The sequence below is a fragment of the Methylomonas koyamae genome (genome assembly GCF_019669905.1).
GTDB lineage: Bacteria > Pseudomonadota > Gammaproteobacteria > Methylococcales > Methylomonadaceae > Methylomonas > Methylomonas koyamae.
The window spans coordinates 4,417,001-4,438,685 of record NZ_AP019777.1; the positions used below are offsets into that span (position 1 = coordinate 4,417,001).

The 21,685-nt window shown below is 59.2% G+C and carries 15 protein-coding genes; 4 read left to right on the forward strand and 11 right to left on the reverse strand.

Translation table 11 applies throughout. The features are described from left to right. The first annotated feature begins 364 nt into the window (after window positions 1-364). Together MKFW12EY_RS19940 and MKFW12EY_RS19945 are read left to right on the forward strand one after the other, a co-directional pair. Window positions 365-2,314 (forward strand): protein kinase domain-containing protein, encoded by a 1,950-nt coding sequence (locus MKFW12EY_RS19940; RefSeq protein ID WP_221053635.1) that lies wholly within the window; start codon window positions 365-367, stop codon window positions 2,312-2,314. Window positions 2,315-2,391: 77 nt separating this feature from the next. Then, window positions 2,392-2,952, forward strand: a complete 561-nt coding sequence (locus tag MKFW12EY_RS19945) for a C40 family peptidase (RefSeq protein WP_064023622.1) — start codon at window positions 2,392-2,394, stop codon at window positions 2,950-2,952. A 28-nt stretch (window positions 2,953-2,980) separates the two neighbouring features. Here MKFW12EY_RS19945 and MKFW12EY_RS19950 read toward each other — a convergent pair whose 3' ends face one another. From MKFW12EY_RS19950 to MKFW12EY_RS19980, 7 genes are all read right to left on the reverse strand, one after another. Next, window positions 2,981-7,363, reverse strand: coding sequence for an EAL domain-containing protein (locus MKFW12EY_RS19950; RefSeq protein ID WP_245006362.1), 4,383 nt, complete (start codon window positions 7,361-7,363; stop codon window positions 2,981-2,983). A 62-nt stretch (window positions 7,364-7,425) separates the two neighbouring features. Continuing rightward, window positions 7,426-8,355: an ABC transporter substrate binding protein gene (locus MKFW12EY_RS19955; RefSeq protein ID WP_157199589.1), complete on the reverse strand. Its 930-nt coding sequence runs from the start codon at window positions 8,353-8,355 to the stop codon at window positions 7,426-7,428. A gap of 63 nt (window positions 8,356-8,418) precedes the next feature. Continuing rightward, complete coding sequence (locus MKFW12EY_RS19960) at window positions 8,419-10,569, reverse strand: TonB-dependent receptor plug domain-containing protein (protein ID WP_221053637.1); 2,151 nt, start codon at window positions 10,567-10,569, stop codon at window positions 8,419-8,421. A gap of 253 nt (window positions 10,570-10,822) precedes the next feature. After that, window positions 10,823-11,494 (reverse strand): NAD(P)H-dependent oxidoreductase, encoded by a 672-nt coding sequence (locus tag MKFW12EY_RS19965; protein ID WP_054763479.1) that lies wholly within the window; start codon window positions 11,492-11,494, stop codon window positions 10,823-10,825. 3 nt (window positions 11,495-11,497) lie between these two features. After that, window positions 11,498-12,250: a DUF5765 domain-containing protein gene (locus MKFW12EY_RS19970; RefSeq protein WP_054763480.1), complete on the reverse strand. Its 753-nt coding sequence runs from the start codon at window positions 12,248-12,250 to the stop codon at window positions 11,498-11,500. 173 nt (window positions 12,251-12,423) lie between these two features. After that, on the reverse strand, window positions 12,424-14,625 hold the full coding sequence (locus MKFW12EY_RS19975) for a primosomal protein N' (protein ID WP_221053638.1): 2,202 nt from the start codon (window positions 14,623-14,625) through the stop codon (window positions 12,424-12,426). 353 nt (window positions 14,626-14,978) lie between these two features. Beyond that, entirely contained in the window at window positions 14,979-15,485 is a 507-nt protein-coding gene (locus MKFW12EY_RS19980) for a disulfide bond formation protein B (RefSeq protein ID WP_221053639.1), read from the reverse strand. 299 nt (window positions 15,486-15,784) lie between these two features. Between MKFW12EY_RS19980 and MKFW12EY_RS19985 the strand changes: the two genes are divergently transcribed. Beyond that, window positions 15,785-17,005, forward strand: a complete 1,221-nt coding sequence (locus MKFW12EY_RS19985; RefSeq protein WP_221053640.1) for a potassium/proton antiporter — start codon at window positions 15,785-15,787, stop codon at window positions 17,003-17,005. A 15-nt stretch (window positions 17,006-17,020) separates the two neighbouring features. On the opposite strand, the gene MKFW12EY_RS19990 is transcribed toward MKFW12EY_RS19985, so the two are convergent. Genes MKFW12EY_RS19990 through MKFW12EY_RS20005 form a run of 4 tightly spaced genes read right to left on the reverse strand, consistent with a single transcriptional unit; the run spans window position 17,021 to window position 21,028 of the window. Next, the gene (locus tag MKFW12EY_RS19990; RefSeq protein ID WP_054763179.1) at window positions 17,021-17,734 is read right to left on the reverse strand and encodes a potassium channel family protein; all 714 of its coding nucleotides are present in this window, start codon (window positions 17,732-17,734) and stop codon (window positions 17,021-17,023) included. Beyond that, entirely contained in the window at window positions 17,731-19,332 is a 1,602-nt protein-coding gene (locus MKFW12EY_RS19995; RefSeq protein ID WP_221053641.1) for an NAD-binding protein, read from the reverse strand. Before MKFW12EY_RS19995 ends, MKFW12EY_RS19990 begins: the two co-directional genes overlap by 4 nt. 2 nt (window positions 19,333-19,334) lie before the next feature. Further along, the gene (locus MKFW12EY_RS20000; protein ID WP_221053642.1) at window positions 19,335-20,048 is read right to left on the reverse strand and encodes an SDR family oxidoreductase; all 714 of its coding nucleotides are present in this window, start codon (window positions 20,046-20,048) and stop codon (window positions 19,335-19,337) included. Next, the gene (locus MKFW12EY_RS20005) at window positions 20,036-21,028 is read right to left on the reverse strand and encodes an SPL family radical SAM protein (RefSeq protein ID WP_054763182.1); all 993 of its coding nucleotides are present in this window, start codon (window positions 21,026-21,028) and stop codon (window positions 20,036-20,038) included. Before MKFW12EY_RS20005 ends, MKFW12EY_RS20000 begins: the two co-directional genes overlap by 13 nt. Window positions 21,029-21,462: 434 nt before the next feature. Between MKFW12EY_RS20005 and MKFW12EY_RS20010 the strand changes: the two genes are divergently transcribed. Further along, window positions 21,463-21,621: a hypothetical protein gene (locus MKFW12EY_RS20010; RefSeq protein ID WP_172680346.1), complete on the forward strand. Its 159-nt coding sequence runs from the start codon at window positions 21,463-21,465 to the stop codon at window positions 21,619-21,621. The last annotated feature ends 64 nt before the right edge of the window (window positions 21,622-21,685 follow it).

Here is a 21,685-nt window from a genome sequence, read left to right on the forward strand (position 1 = left end):
AACTCCTAATCCGTATCAATTGGGCGGAATGTTTGAACCTAACGGATTGATACGGCCGTGGTTGGGCTTTGCATCAAAACTCTAGTAAGCAAATTTAGCCGCCAAATCACGAACTTCAACGACGATCTGACTTGGATCCCCTGTTTTTATTGAATTCGAATGAAAAGTGCTAACCAATCGACTTAAATTGTATGTAGCCTAGCTGCGTGAATTTCTATCTGGAAGAACTACAGCTACTGAACATAGCCCGGATTTATGAGCACACATTTAAGTAGGCATATTAGAACTGTAAACCATCCCTGATAGAAGCGCCGTTGGCGGAGCTGCCTATACTTGCCAAGTCAAAATTTTGCAAAGCGCGACCATGGCTACTGAAGACGATATCACCCGTATGCTGCCGCTGGACGACGTCACCATTATCCAAACCCGTCGGCAAAACCGGCCTTTGGGCGACGCTCCGGAAGCGGACGACCTGTATGGCGGCGATTATTCGTTGCGCGGCGCGGTCGGTGCCGGCGGCGTCGGCCGGGTGTTGCTGGGCTTCGACCAGCGTATCGGCCGGGAAGTGGCGATCAAGGAGATGCTGGACCAGGCCGCCAACGAAGACATGGCCTTGAATGCGCGCTTTCTGCGCGAAGCCCGCATTACCGGCCGGCTGGAGCATCCGAGCATCGTCCCGGTCTACGATCTCGGCGTCAAACAAAGCGGCGCGCCGTATTACGTGATGCGACTGGTGCGCGGCGATACGCTGGCCAAGGCCCTGAAAGAATGCAACAACGAGCCGTTGGCCGAACACGCGCTGTCCAAACGCCTGGCCCTGCTGGACCGGCTGATCGATGTCTGCGAGGCCCTGGCCTATGCCCATTCCAAGGGCGTCGTGCACCGCGATATCAAACCCGGCAATATTGTGCTGGGGCCTTTCGGCGAAACCATCGTGCTGGACTGGGGCTTGGCCAAAGTCGAAAACGAAGCGGAAACCCCGCTGCCGACGCCGCACCAGCAAGGCGGCGACGCCGAGCTGACCCAATTCGGCGACATTCTCGGCACACCGGCCTACATGGCGCCGGAACAGGCCGATCCGGAGTTCGGCCCGATAGATGCCCGCTCCGACGTATTCGCTCTCGGCTGCATTCTGTATTACCTGCTGAACGGCCGGCCGCCGCTGCAAGGCAACGCCGACCAGATCATGTCGCAGTTGGTTGCGGCGGCGCCGATGCCGGATGCGCGCAATCCCAAACTGGCCGCCCCGGCCGAATTGATCGCGATCTGCAACAAGGCCCTGTCCAAACGGCAAAGCCTGCGTTTCAAGGACGCCGGCGCGCTGGCCGACGAGCTGCGCGCGTTTCGCGACGGCCGCCTGGTCAATGCTTACGCCTATACCCGCGGCGAATTGCTGCGCCGCTTCATTGCCCGCAATAAAGTCGCCTTGGCCGCATCCGCCGCGGTACTGGTTTCGATCCTGGCCGGCGCCGGATTGGCGTTTAAATTCGGCGTCGAAGCGCATCAAGCCCGGCAATTGGCCGAAGCCGAGGGCGAGATCGCCAAACAGCAGCAGCAACGCGCGGAACTGGCCCTGGCCGACGTGACCCGGATTTCCAACGCCAACCTGGCCACCGCAGACTCGATTGCCGCTAAAATCGGCGCCGAATTCGAGAATACCCGGGCAGGCTTGGCGCAAACCGCCGCGCGTTTCAAATCCGCCGCCGAACTGGCCGGTTCCACGCCGTTACTGAACAGCTTGCTGAGCCGGCTGCCGCACCTGACCAGCGTTGCCGCCACCCGCGCACCGGGGACTATCGTCGCGGTCGCGCCGGCGCAATACCGGCAAGCGATCGGCAGCGATACCTCGCAACTGGAACACAACCGCTTGACGCTGCAAACCGCGGCCCCGGCCTTGAGCCGAGTCTATCCGGCTCCCGAGGGCTACCAGGCCATCACATTGGTGGTACCGGTCAAAACCGGCACGACAGTACCCGGTTTCATCTCCGGCCGTTTCAAGGCCGCCGAACTGTTGGGAGCCCTGTTGGCGCCGGAATTGCAAACCGCGAACCGAACCATTTGGGTGATCCAGGACGACGGCTTGATTTTGTTCGATACCGATAGCGACGAAATCGGCTTGAACCTGTTCCGCGAGGAGCGTTACGCCGAACTGCCGGAATTGCGCGAGCTGGCCCGGCATATCTCCGCGCAGGACGCCGGCGTCGGCTACTACCAAAACCCGGCCGCTTACAGCGGACGCCGCATCGCGTCTTGGGTTAGTCTGCATCCGATTGCCAACCGGGAATGGAAAGTCGTGGTTTTGGAAGCCTGGTAGGCCAGGACGGATCGAATCGGCGAGCACGCGGCGTCCGGACCCACTATACTAAGCGCGCTTCGCTTACGCCGTTGACCATGCCGATGTTCAGTTCTTGTTCGAATTACCGGATTTGCCGCTTAGCCGCCCCATGGCTGCTGGCGCTCGCGCTCGGCCAACTGGCCGGTTGCGCCAGCACCGAAAAGGCGCCGCCGATTTATTTGCCGCAAACCGAAGGCGGCAACCGGATGGCGGTGGCCGAGGCGCTGCAGTTGCAGGGCGCCCCTTACGTTTACGGCGGCGAATCGCCCAGCGAAGGCTTCGACTGCAGCGGTCTGGTGTATTACGTTTACTATCGGCAGGGATTGCGTCTGCCGCGCGACACCCAATCGTTGGCCCGGCAATTGCCGGCCGTGGCGCCGGAACAGCGCCTGCCCGGCGACCTGTTGTTTTTCAATACCGAACGGCCCTATTCCCACGTCGGCATCTATATCGGCGGCGAACAATTCGTCCACGCCCCCAGCGCCCGCACCGGCCGGGTCATGGTCTCCGACCTGCGCCAGCCCTATTGGCGCGAGCGCTTCATCGGCGTGCGCCGCCCGCTTAACCGCCAAGCCTTGTCCTTTAACAGCCTCGACGCCGGCTGCGGCGTCAACTAAGCCCGGCAGCATAAGGCTCGGGAAGCTGTCATAGCCCGTCCCGACCGCTGCCGCCGATGAATGCCGAAAACTCCTCCGCCGGCATCGGTTTGCCGAACAGATAGCCTTGCCCCTGTTTGCAATGGTTTTGCCGCAAATAGCTGGCCTGCTCCGCGGTTTCCACGCCCTCGGCAATCACCTCGAACTTTAAAATCCCGGCGATCGAAATGATCACCCGCACGATCGCCGCGGCATCGGCGTCGTGCATGATGTTGGCGACGAAGGATTTGTCGATTTTCAGTTTGTCGAATACGAAATGTTTCAGTTGGTTCAGACTGGAATAACCGGTGCCGAAATCGTCGATCGATATCTGCATGCCGGCGGCTTTCAAGCGCGCCAGAATTTCGCGTTTCTGCTCCGGGTGGCGGATGAACAGGCTTTCGGTCAATTCCAATTCCAGATATTCGGCCGCCAGCCCGGACTCGTGCAGAATGGCAATCACCTGTTCGGCAAAGCCGTCCCTGTCCAACTGTTTGGCCGACACGTTGACCGCGACGACGAAAGGCGGGTGGCCGTTTTGTTGCCACAGCCGGTTCTGCCGGCAAGCCTCGCGCAACACCCAGGCGCCGATCTCGTCGATCAAGCCGATTTCCTCGGCCACCGGGATAAACTGGTCGGGCGAGATCATGCCCAATTCCGGATGCCGCCACCGGATCAAAGCCTCGGCGCCGATGACGCGGCCGGAGTCCAAATCGATCTGCGGTTGGTAATGCAGAAAGAACTCCCGCCGCTGCAAGGCCCGGCGCAAATCGCTCTCCAGCCGCAATTTGCTGGACACCGCATATTCCATGCTCTGTTCGTAAAAACAAAAGGTATTGCCCTGCTCCTTGGCCCGGTACATCGCGGTGTCGGCGTGCTTGACCAGCAGGCCGCTGTCCTTGCCGTCGTACGGGTACAAGGAAATGCCGATACTGGAGCTGATGTAAAACTCCTGCCCCATCAACGCGAACGGTTTGGCAATGGCATTACAGATTTTTTGCGCCACCGCCGCCGCAGCCTGCGGATTGCCGACATGCTCCAGCAACAGGATGAACTCGTCGCCGCCGAAGCGCGACACCATGTCTTCGCGGCGGACGCAAGCCTGAATCCGCTCGGCGGCGGCCTTTAACATCATGTCGCCGACGTCGTGGCCCATCGTGTCGTTGGTCAGTTTGAAACGGTCCAGATCCAAAAACAACACCGCATGCGCTTGCGGCTGCGCTGCCGGTTTTGCCAGCACCCGGTTCAAGCGCTCCATAAACTGCACCCGGTTGGGCAAATTGGTCAAGGTATCGTGGTAGGCGAGCTGGTTCAGGCTGCGCTGGCTTTGGCTGGCTTTCAACAGATGGGCGATGCGCTTGCGCAACACCGTGAAATGAATCGGCTTCGGGACAAAATCGTTCGCGCCGGTGGCGAAGGCCAATTCGACCGAATGTTCGTTTTCCAGTGAGGTGATCATCAGAATCGGCACCTCCGCTCCGTGCGGTAAGGCGCGAATGGCTTTGCAAGCGGCGAAACCGTCCATTTCCGGCATCATCGCGTCCATCAAAATCAGATCGGCCATTTGCCGGGCGCACAAGGCCACGGCCTGCCGGCCGGTAACGGCCAGATCGACGCTATAACCGTCCTGCTGCAGGATGTCCTGCAAAGCCACCCGCAAAACCCTGTCGTCGTCGGCCACCAACACCCGCGGCCCGAGCGGGGCCAACGCACTGTCCGCGGCCGGCTCGGCTTCGATTTCCGCCCGCAGCAGCGGTTCGAGTGCGCGAAATTCGGCAAGCAAGCCCTCGGCCAACGTGGCGGAACCCTCGGCCAAAGCGCCGGTTTCGGCCGCCAATTCCAATTGCCGGGCCATGGCCGCCAGTTTTTCCGCACCCACATTTCGGGCGGCGCCTTTCAGACTGTGCGCCAACTCGCGCAAGCGGCTCAGGTCCATGTCCCGCAGGGCCGGAGCGATTTGCTCGATTTGCGCCGGCGCATCCTCCAAAAAGAAACTGAGCATTTTGCCGTATGCACCGCCGATTTCGGCGCGCAGTTGCGCCAGTTTGTCGGGGTCCAGAGTAGCCGGCCCGGCAGCGGCAGGCGCGGCATCGCTGGCCGCAGCAAGCGGCAGCGGCCGGTTTTCGAGGCGGCCGATTAATTTTTGCCGCAACGCCTGCAACTTGATCGGTTTCGGCAGAAAATCGTCCATGCCGGCAGCGCGGCATAGTTCTTCGTCGCCGCGCAGGGCGTTGGCCGTCATCGCGATGATCGGTATCCGGCCCAACGGTTCCGGCCACGCCCGGATCCGGCGCGTGGCTTCGAAACCGTCGACGCCGGGCATATGGCAATCCATCAACACCACGTCGAACGCGCCGGATGCCAAGCGCTGCAGCGCTTCCGCACCGGAAGCGGCAATTTGGTAACGGCAGCCCAAGCGCTCCAGCATGCCGGCCGCCACCATTTGTCCGGCACGGTTATCCTCCACCACCAGCACATCGAGCGCCAACGCCGGCAGCACGGCTACCGGTGGCGCCGCGACGCCGTCCGCCGCATTCCGGCCGCAACCGACATTCAAAATCAGACCGTATAAATCGGTTGGATTTACCGGTTTGGCCAAGCGTGCGGCGAGATTGGCCAAATCGCCGAGCCGGGATTCGTACTCGGAATCGTGCAACAGAATGATTTTCGCGTTCACCTCAGCCGCGGCAGCGGCGACGGCATCGAGCCGTTTCCAATCGGCTTCGGTGTCGATATCGGCCACGATCAAGCGGTAGGTTTCGCCTTGGCTGGGCACCGGGTCGAAAACTTGGTTCATGCGGCCGGTAAAACCGGAATGACGGTACTCGACTTGCCACTCGTCGAAATGGCTCGCCAGCACGCTACGGGTTTGCTCGTTGTCGGTAACCAGCAAAATGCGCAGTTCGGCGAAACATTCCCGCCGCGCGGCGGCCAGGGCGGCGCTGCCGCGCGGGGTGGCGAACGGCACGCTAAACCAGAACCGGCTGCCGTGGCCGAGCCGGCTGTCGACGCCGATGCGCCCGCCCATCAACTGCACCAATTGCCGGCATATGGCCAGCCCCAAGCCGGCGCCTTCGTAATGCCGAGTGCTGGAACCGTCGGCTTGCACGAAAGCATCGAAAATCCGGTCTTGGACCGTTGCCGGGATGCCCAAGCCGGTATCGGCCACGCTGAAGCGCAACACCAGTGGATCTTGGCCGGCCGCATCCGCTTCGACGCCAAGCTCGATAGCCCCCTGCTCGGTGAATTTCAGCGCGTTGCCGACCAGATTGATCAGTACCTGGCGCACGCGGCCGGCTTCGCCGTGCAACACGGCGGGGACGCGCTCGCCGATGGTATAGCTTAAGCGCAGGTTCTTGCGTCTGGCCTGAGCCGCCATCAGTTCGACGACTTCGTCCAAGGTTTCGTGCAACACAAAATCGCTCGGTTGGCACTTCAACATGCCCGCCTCGATCCGCGAAAAATCCAGAATATCCTCGATCAACTTCAGCAGCGCCTCGCCGGCATTGCGCGCCACCGTCGAATATTCCAATTGCTTGGGCGTCAGCCCCATGTCTTGCAGCAATTCCAGCATGCCGAGTACCGCATTCAGCGGCGTGCGCAGCTCGTGGCTGACGTTGGCGGCAAATTCGCCTTTCAAACGGGCCGACTCCAGGGCTTTGTCTCTGGCCTGCTCCAACAATTCCTCGCGGGTTTCCAACACCTGCATCATGGCGTTGAATGCCGCCCCCATGTCGGTAATATCGCGCGGCCCGGCCAATTTAGCCCTGACCTTCTTTTCGCCGGCCGAGGCCCGGCCCATCCGTTTCGCCAATTGCTGGATCGGCAATGTCAACCGCCGGGCCATGGCCAGCAAAAACACGAAAAACACCAATGCCGCACCGCCCGATACCAGCAACGTCACGAATTGGATCTGCCGCTTCATCGCCAGCAACGATTGCTTGCCGATCGCCAACCTGACGTAGCCGATCAATTCGGGGCTGGGGGTTTGCGCTTCGAACGGCGATGCCTGTTCGCCGCCGCTACGGGCAAAAACCGGCGCGGCAAAAAACCAGGCCTGCTCGGTTTCCTCCACTAACTGCAGCGCTTCGGGCCAAACCGAAGCGGCCGAGCCGGCCGGCTGGGTCGATTCGCCCAGCTCGAGCAAGGCCTCGCGGTTAGCGTTGTAAATCGCGACGCCCCGCACGTCGGGCGAGGACAGAAACCGCTTGGCCGGCTCTTCGGCATTTTCCCGGCTGGCGTAGAGCAAGGCCAATGCGCTTTGCGCGGCGAAGGCTTCGGTCGACTGCCGGCCCTGTGCCAGCCATTTATCGCGGACCACGCCGTAAGACAAGGCCGATATGCCGAACGAGGACAATAACGAGATTACCAGCAGACCGCAGGTAAAAGTCACGGTCAGTTGCTGCAGAAAACTCGTCCGCCCTAGGCGGAATAGCGGTAGCGACGCCATCGGCCTTACGGGGAGGGGAAAACCATCGCGAATTCCCGCCGCGTTTGATTCGAGAATTGCAACCCCAGATGCTCGGCGGTGCGTAAATTGACGGCCACCAGCAAATCGCGCAGTAATTTGATCGGCTCCAGCTTGCCGCCCGGTTGCATTTGTTGCATGGCCAGATTCGCCAGACTGCGGCCCATGCCGAAGTTATCCGGGTATAACGAAAATAGCGCGCCCTTACGGACGTGGTCCAGGTTGCTGGAAAACACCACGAAGTTCTTTTCCCAGGCCTCGCGCAGCACTTCCGGAAACAAGGCTTGCTCGTCCAGCGCGGCATTTTCCCGCGGCAGCCACAATGCAATCGAATTGTCCTTAATATCGATCATAATCTGCCGGAACGAATCCGACGCATCGCGCAAGCTGGCGGTGGGCTGCGCCTGCAACACCAGGCCGCGTTCCTGCGCGGCGCGTTCGGCCTGCCCGATCTCCCAGGCGGTTTGGCGAGGATCGTAAATCACCGTGATTTTCTTCACATTCGGCACCAGTTTTTTCAGTTGGTCGAACATCGCTTCCGGTGCCGGCGTCAGGCTGATACCGGTCAAGCCCTGCGGCGCCTCCTCCGGCCGGACGATGGTGGCGCCGATCACCACCGGCAACACGCCGACCAAGCCCTTGGCCATGGCCAGCCCGGCCCGGCCCAGCGTCACTACCACGTCGATACGGTCGTTCTTCAAGTCGGCGATCAATCGGTCCGGCGAGGTATCGCGCTCGCTCAGTAAATAATGGGCGACCGGCCGGCCCAGTTCCTGCTCCATGCCGCGGGCGATTTCCAAGAACACCGAACGGTAGGGCTCGCGCACTTCCGGGTACACGATGCCCACCGCCGGCGTTTGCGCCAACGCATTCGTGAAGCTGCACGCCAAAACCAGCGCCAGCCAAATCGGTAACATTACTCGGTCCAACAAAATCACTCCTGGGTTATGCATTCGGGCGGTCGGGATAGGTGCGGCCGCTCAAAAATTCACGCTGATTTCGCCATAGAAACTGCGCGGCGCCAACGGCAAGTCGTTGGGGATGCCGGGCTGCGGGCTGCCGGCCAAACTCGGTTCGCGGGCGCCGACGTCGAATAAATTGCGCACCGAGAACGCCAGTTCCACATGCTTAGCCAAGTTTTGCCGGCGCAAGGTCAAATCGACCCAGGTATAGTCGGCCACCGGCTCGCGGGTATCGCCGAAACTGCGGCTGCGGCCGACGATCCATTTAGCTTGCGGGCTGAAGCTCCAATCGGGCAAAAACTGCCAGTTCGCCCGCAGATAAAGTTGATGCTGCGGTGCGTAACCGGCATCGTGGTGCAGGGTTTCGTCGCGGCTGCGCTGGTAGGCATAGTTGCCGATTAGTTTCAAACTATCGGCCGCCTGCCATTCCGCTTCGAATTCGCCGCCGTAACCCTGTTGTGCGCCCCGGTTTTGGGCGGTGGCGGTAGTGGCATTGCTATCCGGCACGAAGCGAATGATGTCCTTCCACCAATAACCGAAAAAATTCAGACCCAAGCGCAAGCCGTCGGCCGGGCGGTAATCGAAGCCCAATTCCAGATTCTCCATGGTCTCGGGCTTTAGTTGCGGATTGCCGATCTGGGCCGGATTGTTCAGGATATACATTTCCTGAAACGACGGCGCCCGAAAGGCCGAGCCGTACATCAGCTTGGCGGTCAAGTCGTAATCGGCCTGCCAAATCAAGGCCGCCCTGGGATTGAAGGTGTTGCCGAAATCGGAATAGCGGTCGTAGCGGGCACCGGCGGTCAGGGTCCAGTCGTTAGCAAAATTCCACTGGTCCTGAAAAAACAGGTAGGCGATTTTACGGTCGACTTCCGGGATGAAGGTGGACGCGGTGCCGGACACGTCGATCAGCGGAATCCCCGGCAACGACGGTATCGGCAGTCCGGAGCCCGGATCGATGCCGAAGTTCTGGCTGACGCGGGCCTGGAACAGGCTGTCGTAGTTGAAGCCGACGCCGCTGCGGATTTGGTGCCGGCTAAAACCGTTGTAGGCTAGCATCTGGCTGATGCGGACGTGGCGTTCCCAGACTTCCGGATTGCCGATGTAACCGTTGGGAAAGGTCACCGGCGCGCCGGCGCCGATTTGGCCGTTGCCGCCTATCGGTAAGGTAGTGCCGGGCGGGAACAAGGTCAGATTGCGTTCGATTTCCTGGCTGGTTTCGAAATAACTGGCCTGGCTGGTCAATTCCCAATTTTCGATATCGGTATTTTGGTAAGTGATATCGGCGTTCCAGCGGTCGCTGCCGTAGCGGGCAGTCGAATCCAGCGCCTGGGCCACGCCGGAACCGATCCCGAAATTGCCGCGGTGTTGCAGACCGCCGCGAAAACGCCAACGGCCGCGCGCCAAATCGACCCGGGCGTCCAGGTTCTCGCGCGATAGGCTCAGCGGCCCCGGCGCCAGCGAGGCGCCGGTACCGAACAGCCGATCGAACTGGCTCTGCAAATCGGCATCGACCACCGCGTTTTGGCCGGCGGTATTGTGGTATTCCAGGGCCAGGGCCACGTCGAAACCGGCCCACTCGGCCCCGTGCAAGGCCCAGCCGTCGTAGGTATCGAAACTGCCGACGCGGCCGCCGATTTCGCTACCGTCGATGTCCTGCCGGGTTTTGGTGATGACGTTGATTACGCCGGCAAAGGCGTCGGCGCCGTAAACCGCGGAGCCCGGCCCGCGCACCACCTCGATCCGGGCGATATCGCGGAGCGGCATGCCGCCCCAGACTTCGCTGCGGCTGCCGGTATAGGAATTGGTGATCGGGATACCGTTGACCATCATCAACACCTGTTGATTGAACTGCGAGAAGATACCGCGAAAGGTATAGATCGGATTGTAGCCGATGGTGTTGCGTTGCACGTGCAAGCCGGGCACGGTTTCCAAGACTTCGTCGATGTCGGTGGCGCCGATGGCCTTGATATCGGCGGCGCTGATCACCGTGGCGATAGACGGCGCTTGCGAAATCCGCTGTTTGTAGCCGGAGGCGATGCTGACCATTTCCTCGCCGCCGTATATTTGCGACAGCGCCCGCTCTTCCTCTTCGGACGACACCGGTTGCGCCTTGGCAGTCGAGCCAAGGCAAGCGGCGCACGCAGCGAAAAGCAGAAAGCGGGACATGGCTAACTCCTGGGTGAAATCTTTTTTGAATTAATTGTTATCGATCACCACGGCAAGCGAGGATACAACAAAGATCCCGCCGATTGTACGTTCGGCCAATTTTAGACTAAATCGGCCGGGTGCCGGCCGATATCGGAGAACTGGTGGCGGTTTGGCCGGGATGCGCCGCCAGCGGCGGCGCTGGCGGCGAATTAGACGCCGGACGGAACGGTCGGCCGCCGGGCGGGAAAGGTGCGGGCGCAGCCGGGGCGGCTTATTCGAGCCACTCCACCACTTGCGCCAAGCTTTGCCGGGTTTTCGGCCGCGGCGGCGGATTTTTGCGGTAGCCGAAAGCCACCATGTAAGCCGCCGCCCAGCGTTCGAGATCGACGCCGGCCTGTTCGGCCAGAATCCGCTCGATTTCGGCGCGTTCGAAACCTTCTATCGGACAGGAATCGATGCCGATCATCGCTGCTGCCGTCATCATATTCGCCAGCGGCAGATAGGTTTGCCGGGTGGCCCAGTCGGTCAGCGTGCGTTCCGATCCGAGCAGATCGAAATCGCTGCGCTGGAATTTTTCGATCAGGCCGCTGCGCAACTGAATGATGTCTTCCGGATAGTGCTGAACTTCGCGCATCATGTATTGCAAATAAGCGCTGTCGTAACGCATGAAATGGCTCTTGCGCACTAGGGTCAGCACCACGTGGCTGGCTGTCGGCAATTGCTTTTGCCCGCCCCAGGTAAACTGGCGCAGCGTTTCGCGCAATTGCGGATTTTGTACGACCAGAAACCGCCACGGCTCCAGTCCGAACGAACTCGGCGACAGCCGGGCCGTTTCCAGAATAAACTCGAAATCGGCGCCGGCGATTTTGCGCTCGGCGTCGAATTCTTTACAGGCGTGGCGGAATTGGAAGGCGTCGAGAATGGCCTGTTTGGCTATCGTCATGGCTTACAAGCTATCGCCGACTTCGCGTTGGTAAAACGGCCACTTGGTGACGTGCAGATGTTTGCGGATCGGCGTCTTGATTACCGACACGCACAGCGCAATCGAAAACAAACACCAGACCGCGCAATACTCGTTCGGATCGTCGGTGGTGATGTCGGAAATCCACGGCCCGATCAAATAATGGAAGGCGACGAAGCGCCAGGAGCCGTAAATAATCGGCAAATAAAACGCCGCCAGAATATAAGCAAAGGCGTGCAAACCCCAGTTAAAGCCGAGCAGCCATTCCACCGGCTGCGACATCAGCCCGTTCAACGGCATTTGCCAGGCGATATGCCAAGCGCCGGAAACGGAGCAAGTTTGGGTGCCGCAAAAGCCTTCGGTACCCGGTACGCAATCGCCGGCCCAGGCGAACGGGTACATTTTGATCAGCATCGCCAGCGAACTGATCGCGCACAGCGTATAGACCGTGGTTTTGATCTTTAACTTGACGCTTTCCGGCACGAAATACATCGCCACCATATTGACGAAAAACGGCTGAAACGCGATATGCAGATAGCCGAGCAAGGTCAACACCTGGTTATTCGGGTTATCACATAAATCGATATAAACGTACGTCGCCGCTTGCAGCAGCTCCATCAACGCAAAATAAGTCAACGGAATCCACAGCTCTTTGGATTCGCCCTTGTACGCCACGTAAACGGCGGTTGCCAAACCCGCGGCAGCCAAAACGCCTGACGCCTCTCCACTCCAGCACATCGGAAAACACCCCTTTTTATACTTTATAGTTATAGGTATGGATACCTGTTCCAACTCGGCGCCGCGCGGCGCCGAAACGGCCAAGATAGCCATGGCTTTAATTGTGAACGGGTCACAAAGGGGCGAAATTATTACATAAAACCGTAGCCGTTAAGCCGGATTTTGCCGGCGGCTCAGTACAGATCCAGCGGGTCGACGTCCAGCGACCAACGCACTTTTTTAACCTCCGGCAACAGGTAAATCCGAGGCAGCACAAGGTCCAACAAGCGATGCAAATCCTGGCGCCGCGGACTTTGCAGCAGCAATTGGTAACGGTAAGCGCCGGCGCGGCGCGCCATCGGCGCCGCCACCGGCCCCAAGACTTGGGTGCTGCCGGCACCCAGCTCGGCAATCGCCGCGCAAACGGCTTGCAGAAATCGGCGCGGCGCATCGCTGCCGCCGGCTTGCGCCCGTAACAGGGCCTGATAGCTGTACGGCGGCAAGCCGGCCTGGCGCCGCTCCTGCAATGCACTGTCGGCAAAGGCGCGGTAACCTTGCCGCAACAACGTGTTCAGCAACGGATGTTGCGGCTGGCGGGTCTGCAAAATCACCCGGCCCGGCCGTTCGGCCCGGCCGGCGCGGCCGGCCACCTGCACGATCAACTGCGCCAGGCGCTCGGCACCGTGAAAATCGATGCTGAACAGGCCGCTGTCGATGTCCAAAATCGCCACCAGCGTCACGCCCGGAAAATGGTGGCCCTTGGCCAGCATCTGCGTGCCGAGGATGATGTCGGCCCGGCCGTCGTGGATTTGCTCCAGATAACCTTCCAACGCGCCTTTACGTTGCGTCGTATCCTTGTCCAGCCGCACCACGCTCCGCTGCGGAAACAATTCGGCCAGGGTCTGTTCGATGCGTTCGGTACCGAGCCCCAGCGCCTGCAATTCGCCGGTGCTGCAAGCCGGGCACAGTTTGATCAACGGATGTTCGGCGCCGCAATGGTGGCAGCGCAACAGACGCTCGGCGGCATGGATCACCAGATTGGCGTCGCAGCGGCGGCAACGCGACACCCAGCCGCAACCGTGGCAGATTTGTACCGGGGCGTAACCGCGCCGGTTCAGGAACAGCAATACCTGTTGCCCGTTGTCCAGTGCGGCGCGGATTTCCGCCAACAGCGGTTCGGACAACCCGGATTGCAGGCGCTTGTTGCGGATATCCAGCAATTGAAAGCTCGGCGCTACCGCCGCGCCGGCCCGGTTCGGCAAATGCAGCAGGCGGTAGCGGCCTTCGCCGACATTGGCCAGACTTTCCAGCGACGGCGTGGCCGAACCCAGCAACACCGGAATATCCAGCATCTTGGCGCGGGCCACGGCCACGTCGCGCGCCGAGAAGCGGAAGCCCTCCTGCTGTTTGAAGGAGCTGTCGTGCTCTTCGTCGAGAATGATCAGGCCCGGCCGTTGCAACGGCGTGAACAACGCGGAACGGGTGCCGAGCATGATCGCCGCCCGCCCCTGCTGCATGCTCAACCAGGCTTGCAGGCGCTGATTGTCGGTGAGCTTGGAGTGGGTCGCCACCATTGCCACGGCGAAGCGGCGGCGGAAACGCTGTTCCAATTGCGGCGTCAGGCTGATTTCCGGCAGCAGCACCAACACCTGTTTGCCTTGCGCCAGGACGCTGGCAATGACCTGCATATACACCTCGGTCTTGCCGCTGCCGGTCACGCCCTCCAACAGCGACACCGAAAACCGGCCGAGCCCGGCGGCGACACTGGCTATCGCCGCCTGCTGCTCGGCGTTGGCGGCCAAGGCCGGTTCGGCTTCCGTTACCGCAGCGCTTGGCGGCAGCTCGCAGCGTTCGGCCAGACCTTTGTCCAACAAGGCCTTCAACGCCGGCCGGCAGTCGGCCAGATCCGCCTCCGCCAAGATCCCGGCCTGTAAGCGCGCAAGCAATGCCCGTTGCTTCGGCGCACGGCTTAATTGCTGCAAATCGGTTTGCCGGCCGGCCGAAGTCAGCTCGTAAGCCTTGGGCAGCTCCAACACGGCCGGCCGGCCTTGGCGCAACGCGACCGGAAACGCGGCGGCCAGCACTTCGCCGAGCGGATGATGGTAATAGCGGGCAGCCCAATGCAGCAGCTTCAGATCGGTTGCGGACAACAGCGGCGCCGGGTCCAGAACCGCAATCGCCGGTTTCAAGCGCTCGACGGCCACATCCGAGTCGGATGCCACCGCCAACAGCACGCCGACCTGGCGCCGCCTGCCGAACGGCACCAGGACTCTGCTGCCCGGACGCAAATCGGCAGCGTCGCAACCTTCCGGAGGCAGGTAATCGAAAATGCGTTCTAACGGAACGGGGGTTGCAACTTTCAGAATTAATTTGCCGGAAACGTCACAGTTGGACATATTTGATGAGGCGTTTTTGATATTGCACCGCTAAGTGTTTAACGGCATTGGAAAATCCCGAGTTACCCACAAAATCTGTGGATAACTCTGTGGATTAGGCGTATCCGCTGCCGCTTAGTGTCGGTTTTTATTACAGATTCTTTAAATTGGGCAAATTTCAGCCAGCTTTATTTGCCAGTTAAAATCAATAACTTACACCACAAATTAATCTGTGTTATTTCTCGGCGGCCGCGAAAACCGGCGGCTGCGGCGCTTGCTCCGTTTTTGTGCATAACCTGTTGAGGAACAGTATCGATACGACGCGATCAAGCAACACCTGCCGTTTGTCGCGGCGGCAACGCCCGGCGCGGCATTTATTCCCTGTCCGGCTGCCCGCCGCCGTTAACGAATTGCAATCCGCCCCAGGCCGCCAACAGCAAAAACGCCAGCAAGGTCCAGGCCGGGATACTGAAGCCCAACAGCGTCCAATCCACTTTCGCGCATTCGCCGGTTCCGGTCAGCATCAGTTTGATCGTGTCGGCCAGCGGAAAATGCTGAAACACGTATTCCAAACCGGGACTGCATTCCGGCACCTCCTCCGGCGGCAAATGCTGCAGCCAGACATGCCTGGCGGAAATGCTGGCACCGACCAGCGCCACCGCGGCAGCGGCTACGGCATATATGCGGCGGCCGCGATTGTGCAGGCCGGCCAACAGGAACACGACGCCGGTCGCCAAGATTGCCAATCGCTGGGAAATGCACAGCGGGCAAGGCTCCAGCTCTTCGACGAATTGCAAATACGCGCCGATGCCCAGTAACCCGGCGCAAGCGGCAAAGCCCAGTAAAAAACCCAGGCGGGGGCTTAGTCTTTCAAAATTCATACTCAAAATTATTCCAATAAAGTGAACGAATCGGTTAAGGTGCGGCCTGGCCGGTTTGCCCCCGGCAGCCCAATGCCGTTTTGAAGCCCCCGGTGCGAGAAGCACGGTTGCCGTTTAAAACTTAATGGCAATGCCCGGGCGCCGAAACCATTTTCCGCAATCCGGCCGGCGCCCATTTCGCCGCCCGAGCCAGGAAGTACGGCTCCGAACGCGAATTGCGGATAACATTATCCGCCAATTACCCCGGCTTATTGGCCGCGTTTTATTCGTCAGAGCACCCGAAATACAGGATACCACCGATGCCGTCAGTTGAATTAGCCAGTCTGATTGGCGCCTGTTTGTTGTTAATCAGCGTTTTTTCCAGCAAGTTGGCGTCCAAGGTCGGCATTCCGTCCTTACTGTTCTTTCTGTTGATCGGCTGGCTGATCGGCGAATTCGGCGGCCCGGAATTGCGCAGCCCGGAAATTGCCAAGTTTATCGGCGATTTCGCGCTGATATTTATTCTGTTCACCGGCGGCCTGGATTCGCATTGGCCCAACATTCGGCCGGTGTTGTGGCAGGGGCTGTGCCTATCGACGTTTGGCGTTTTTATCACGATGCTGTTGCTGGGCAGTTTTGCCTGGTTCATTTTGGGTTCGTTCAGCACCTTTTCGCTGGGGGTGCACGGCATCAGCCTGCAGCAGGGCTTGTTACTGGCAGCTATCGTCTCGTCCACCGACGCGGCGGCGGTATTTTCGGTGCTACGCTCCAGCCACATTGCCCTGAAAGGCAAATTGCAACCGCTGCTGGAACTCGAATCCAGCAGCAACGACCCGATGGCGGTATTGCAGACGGTCAGCTTGCTCAATTATTCCACCGGCGGCGAGGCATCGCTGCTGCAGGGAGGCAGCTTTTTGGCGATCCAATTGACTATCGGCGTCGCCGCGGGTTACGGCGCCGGTCGCTTCATGGTCTGGCTGCTCAATCGCTTGGGTTTGAGCTCGGCCGGGCTGTATGCCATCGCCTCGATAGCCCTGGTATTGCTGACTTACGCGGTCGCCACTTTTATGCACGGCAACGGCTTTTTGGCGGTTTACGTCGCCGGCATCGTCGCCGGTAACCGCAAGGTCATCCACCAGCATTACATCAATGCCTTTCACGACAGCTTCGCCTGGCTAATGCAAATCATCATGTTTTTAACGCTGGGCATGCTGTCGGTGCCTTATCGTGCCGAACTGCCGGCCTTAGCCAGCGTCGCCGTGGCGATCAGCTTGTTTTTGATGTTTGTGGCGCGCCCGGCCAGCGTATTCATCAGCCTGTTCTGGGCCAAAGTCAGCTTCAAGGAAAAACTGCTGGTGTCTTGGGTCGGCCTGCGCGGCTCGGTGCCGATCGTGCTCGCGACTTTTCCGCTGGCGGCCGGCACAGACGAAGCCGGAGAAATCTTTGTGTTGATCAGCTTTATCGTGGTGATGTCGGTGCTGATCCAGGGCTTTTCGCTGGCCGCGTTTGCGCGGTGGCTGGGCTTGGCCGAGAAGCGCTAACCGCAGGGCCGCTGGCTACTTGGGACTCAGGTGGCAATACTCGTTTTCGACGTCTTGCTTGAAGGCTCTAATTTCCCGCGAAGGCCCCAAAATCACCAAAATGTCGCCGACGTTGAGCCGGCGGTCGATGTCCTCGCCGACAAAATGCAAGCGGTCGCCGATCCGATTATTGACGATGCCGATCAGCAGCAAATTGTATTGCGAACCCAGTTCCAACTGGCTGGCGTGCATGTTTTCCAGAAAGCTGTTCTCCGGAATCGCCACTTCGGCCAGGTGCAAATCGTGGCGACCGAACACGGTATGGTCGAAAAGTTCGGCAATATCCGGCCTCCTCAACATGTCGTGTATCTTGCGGCCGCAAATTTCGTAAGGGTCGATGATTTTGTTGGCGCCGGCCGCAATCAGCTTTTCGGCCGATTCCGGGCTATCGACGATGGCGACGATGTTCAGATTCGGGTCCAGCGCCCGCGCCGACAGCGTCAAGAACACGTTTTCCGAATCGGTATCGAAAAAACAGAACAAGGTATCGATATGCCCGCCGATGCCGGCCAACCGCAGATCGTCGTCGCTGCGAAAATCGATATTGGCGGTCTCGAAGCCGTTTTCCCGCGCCAACGCGGCCTTGGCCGGGTCGTGGTCTATGACGACGATCCCGTAAAACTCCTTATCCAGCCGGCTGATAGCTTCGAACGACAACCGGTTGTAACCGAACACGGCAATCTGTTTCATGCCGGCTTCCTGGCGAATAACCGGCGTCGTTCGACCTGGTCGCGAAAATGGTCGATGCCGAATTTGCGCCCCAGCAACACCAGAATATCGCCGTGGCGCAAGATGAACTGTTCGGCCGGGTTGAAATAAAAATGCTGCTGGTTCACTTGGTATTTGTTCTTGTGTTTCAAATGAATCGGGTTGGCGCTGATCACGCCGAGCAGGGTTAATTTGCGTTGTTCCAGATCGAGCTGGCCGATATTTTGATCCTCCAGCGGCGACTTTTCGCTAACCAATACCGACTCCATGACGATATCGCTCTGACTTTGCAGAATGCCGGAAATGGCCTCGAACGCCACCGGCTGGCCGACGAACTCGGCGGCCAGCATGCCGGCGATTTCGAAAGGCCGGATTACCTGGTTGGCACCGGCCTGGTACAACTTGTTGACGTTGTCGTGGCGGTTGGCGCGGGAAATGATGCGCAGCCCCTTATTCAAGTGCCGGCTGGTCAGCGTGATGTAAACGTTGACCACGTCGTCGCCGGTAATGCACAAAATGACCGAAGCCCCGCGGCAAATGCCGGCATTCAACAGGACGGCGTTATTACTGGCATCGTTTTCTATCGCCAGGTAACCGCGCAATTTCGCCAAAGCCACTTTCTCCGGCGATTTGTCGATGACCACGAACCGGTTTTGCTCTTCGTGCAAATGGCGGGCGATTTCCTGGCCGACTCGGCCGAAACCGCAAATGATGATGAAGTTGTCGAAATGCTCCAATGCGGCATAGGTGCGGCTCTCCCGTACCGACAACATTTTCTCGCTGAAGGCGGCGATCAGAATCGAGGTGAAGAACGACAGCACGCCCAAACTGGCCAGAATCAGAAAAATCGTCACCCAGCGCCCGCCGGCGGTTTGCGGGGTAATGTCGCCGAATCCGACCGTGGCCAGCGTGACGATGGTCCAATAAAACGCATCGAACAAGGTGTTGACGCCGGCGTTGTTTCGGTACTCGAACATATAGATCGACACGCTGGCGATGAATACCAAAAAGCAGGTAAAGATCAGCAGCGTAGTCAGTTCGAAGCGTTTGCTGGCCAAGGCGTCGGCGAACAATTTGGCGCTGTCGGAATAGCGGAACAGCTTGAACAAACGGAAGATGATGAAAATCCGCAGAATGTCCAATGGCCGGTAGCTGGGCAGAATCGCCAACACATCGATCACGGCAAAGGCCGAGCTGACGTACTCCAGATCCTTGGCGACCAGTTTTTTGTAAATCCCGGACAGCTTGAACGGCAGGTTCAGATACAGGGCTTTTTCGTATTCTTCGATCACGATCTTGTAGGTGTCGGAATAAATCCAACCCCTGACCAGGTATTCCACGATGAACACCATCAAAATCGCCAGTTCGAAATAGCCGCCCATCTTGCTGTCGGCATGTTCGATGTCGTAGATCAAAAAGATTACGCTCAATACCAGCAACAAAATCATCGTCGCATCGAAGTATTTTTTGCGGTGGCTCTGCCGGTTTTCCAATAGCTCGAAAAAGAAGGCTTTGCTGGCCTTGTACCAGTGCGCCGCTTTCAGGTAATACGCGCAATAAACGACGAGTTTGGCGAACATGCTTATTTTTTAAATTCGATGACTTTGCTGGCGGGATTCAGATTGATTTCGTCGATGACGCAATGCGGCCCGGCCTGCAGGATGTATAGCACGGCATCGGCCACGTCGTCGGCTCGCAGGGCTTGGCCGGCCTGCTTGCCGGGCATGAAGCCCAAACGCTCGAAGAACTCGGTATCGACCATGCCCGGGTTGACCAGCGACACCCGCACCGGACTCTTGCTGCATTCGTCGCGCAAGGCCTGGCTGAAGCCGCGCAACGCGAATTTGCTGGCGCAGTAAATACTGCCGTTACGGCTGCCTTTCAGGGCCGCTTCGGAACCGATGTAGACCAAATTGGCGAACGGCCGCCGTTTCAGATTCGGCAACAGCAACCGCGTCAGACAGGCCTGGGCCGTGAAGTTGACCGTCATCAGCCGTTCGATCTGCGCGGCGGAAAATTGCTCCAAGCCGCCGAACTGGCCGTAGCCGGCGGCAAATATCGCCGTGTCCAGTTCCGGCGCCTGCAACTGTATTTGTTTGGCGGCGGCCGGTAGCCGTCCCAGTTCGGCCAAATCCAGTTCGACCGAGGAAAAACCGGGGTGCTCGGTCGCAAACCGCCGGCAATCGCGCGATACGCCGACCACGCTATGGCCTTGCTCCAATAGCCGCCTCGCCAGCGCGCGGCCGATGCCGGAGCTGGCGCCGGTGACCAGCACGCTGCGCTTTACGGGCTGCATGGAAAAAACCGTTCTTGCGGCATGTATTCGAGCAGCATCCGGCTGCAGTCCGCCATCATCGCCTGCTCCAGATCGGCCCGGTAGCTCACCATGCCGGCGGCGGTTTGAAACGGGCTGGCAAACAATTTTTCGTCCGGGTACAGCTTATGGATTTTCTTGAAGTAGTGCTCCGGCAAGCGGAACAGGCCCAGACTGGCAGAATGCAGCTTGGACGCATCGAGCTCGGCAAACACCCGGTCGAATAACTCCCGGTAAAGCCGCCGGTAGTCGTGTTGGTAGATCACCGGATCGAAACGCAAACCGATAGGCCAGCCCTGCCGCTGCAATTTCGCTGCCGCCTCGATACGTTTGGCGACCGGCGGCGCCTTGGCTTCGACTTTGCCGGCCACGGCATCCGGCGCCAGACTGAACGCCACCACGCAACGCGCCAACGGTTGCCGATGCAGCAATGTCCTGATCTGGGTGCTCTTGGTGCGCAGTTCCAACCAGGCGTTCGGCAATTCGGCGAATGCCGGCAAGAACTGTTCGGCAAAACCGGTGACCGGCTCGAAGGCCAGGCTGTCGCAATCGTAGCCGGAGAAAAAATACACGTCTTCATCCGGCGTCTCGGCGCAAATCTCGCGAATCCGCGCCTGAAAATCCTCGTAATTGACGAACAACACGTAATTGGCCGACTGGTACATGCCCTGCAGAAAGCAATAGCGGCAGTCGTACAGGCAATTCAGCATGTGGGAGAAATAGTAATTGCGCCGGCCGCCGATGCCGTAGCCGGCTGGCGCCGGCAACACAAACTTCTGGAATTTCTCGGCCAAAATCAGCGCCGGACGTTGTTTTTGCAACCGAAAATTCTGCGCCTTGGGATTGAACACCTCGCCGAAGCGCTCGCAATATACGGTTCGCGCCTTCGGAAAACGGGCCCGAATTGCCTGAGTACGCGGATGAAGTTCGACAGCGGATTCGATGTACAAGGTGTCTATCATCGGCAACGGCAAGCATGCGGGATTGGCAGGACATTATAAAGGATGCGCGGCCTGCCGGTTACGGCCGACGGCCGGGAACGAACTTAGCGGTCGGCAGCGCCGGCGACAATAGCGCATGCCATAGAGTCGTGTTCTATCCGGGCGGCAATACGTTATCGATCCATCGAAAAAAACCGAGGCTGGAGAAAAACCGATGCGTTGCCGGATTCAAGCCGCCGGCAAACGGCAAACACGACGAAAACGTTGCAACTGAGCAGAACGGGTGCCGGCTAATTTTTGAATCTTACTCCAAATAACCGGATCTGCAACATCGGACTTGTTTCACCAAAAGAAATAATAAATGAATTTTTTGCAGCATTGTAAACCGAACAGTCAAGACATATAGTTAACCCAACGCCGACATTAACCGATCCAGCCGATCGAAGGAGCCAAAAATGAATACCCCGACGTTCTATCGCGATATTGCCACCGGCTTGTTCTTTATCGGCGGCGTGCTGAGTTTCGTTTCCGGACAATTCATCTTGTCCACCATGCTGTTCGGTACCGCGTCGTTGACAGCCAACCTGCACCCGGCCAAACCGGTACGCATCTGATTTTGTTGTGCCTCCTCGTTGTGAAGAAGTAAGCTCTATGGCCCCCACTTTTGCTCGGAGTGGG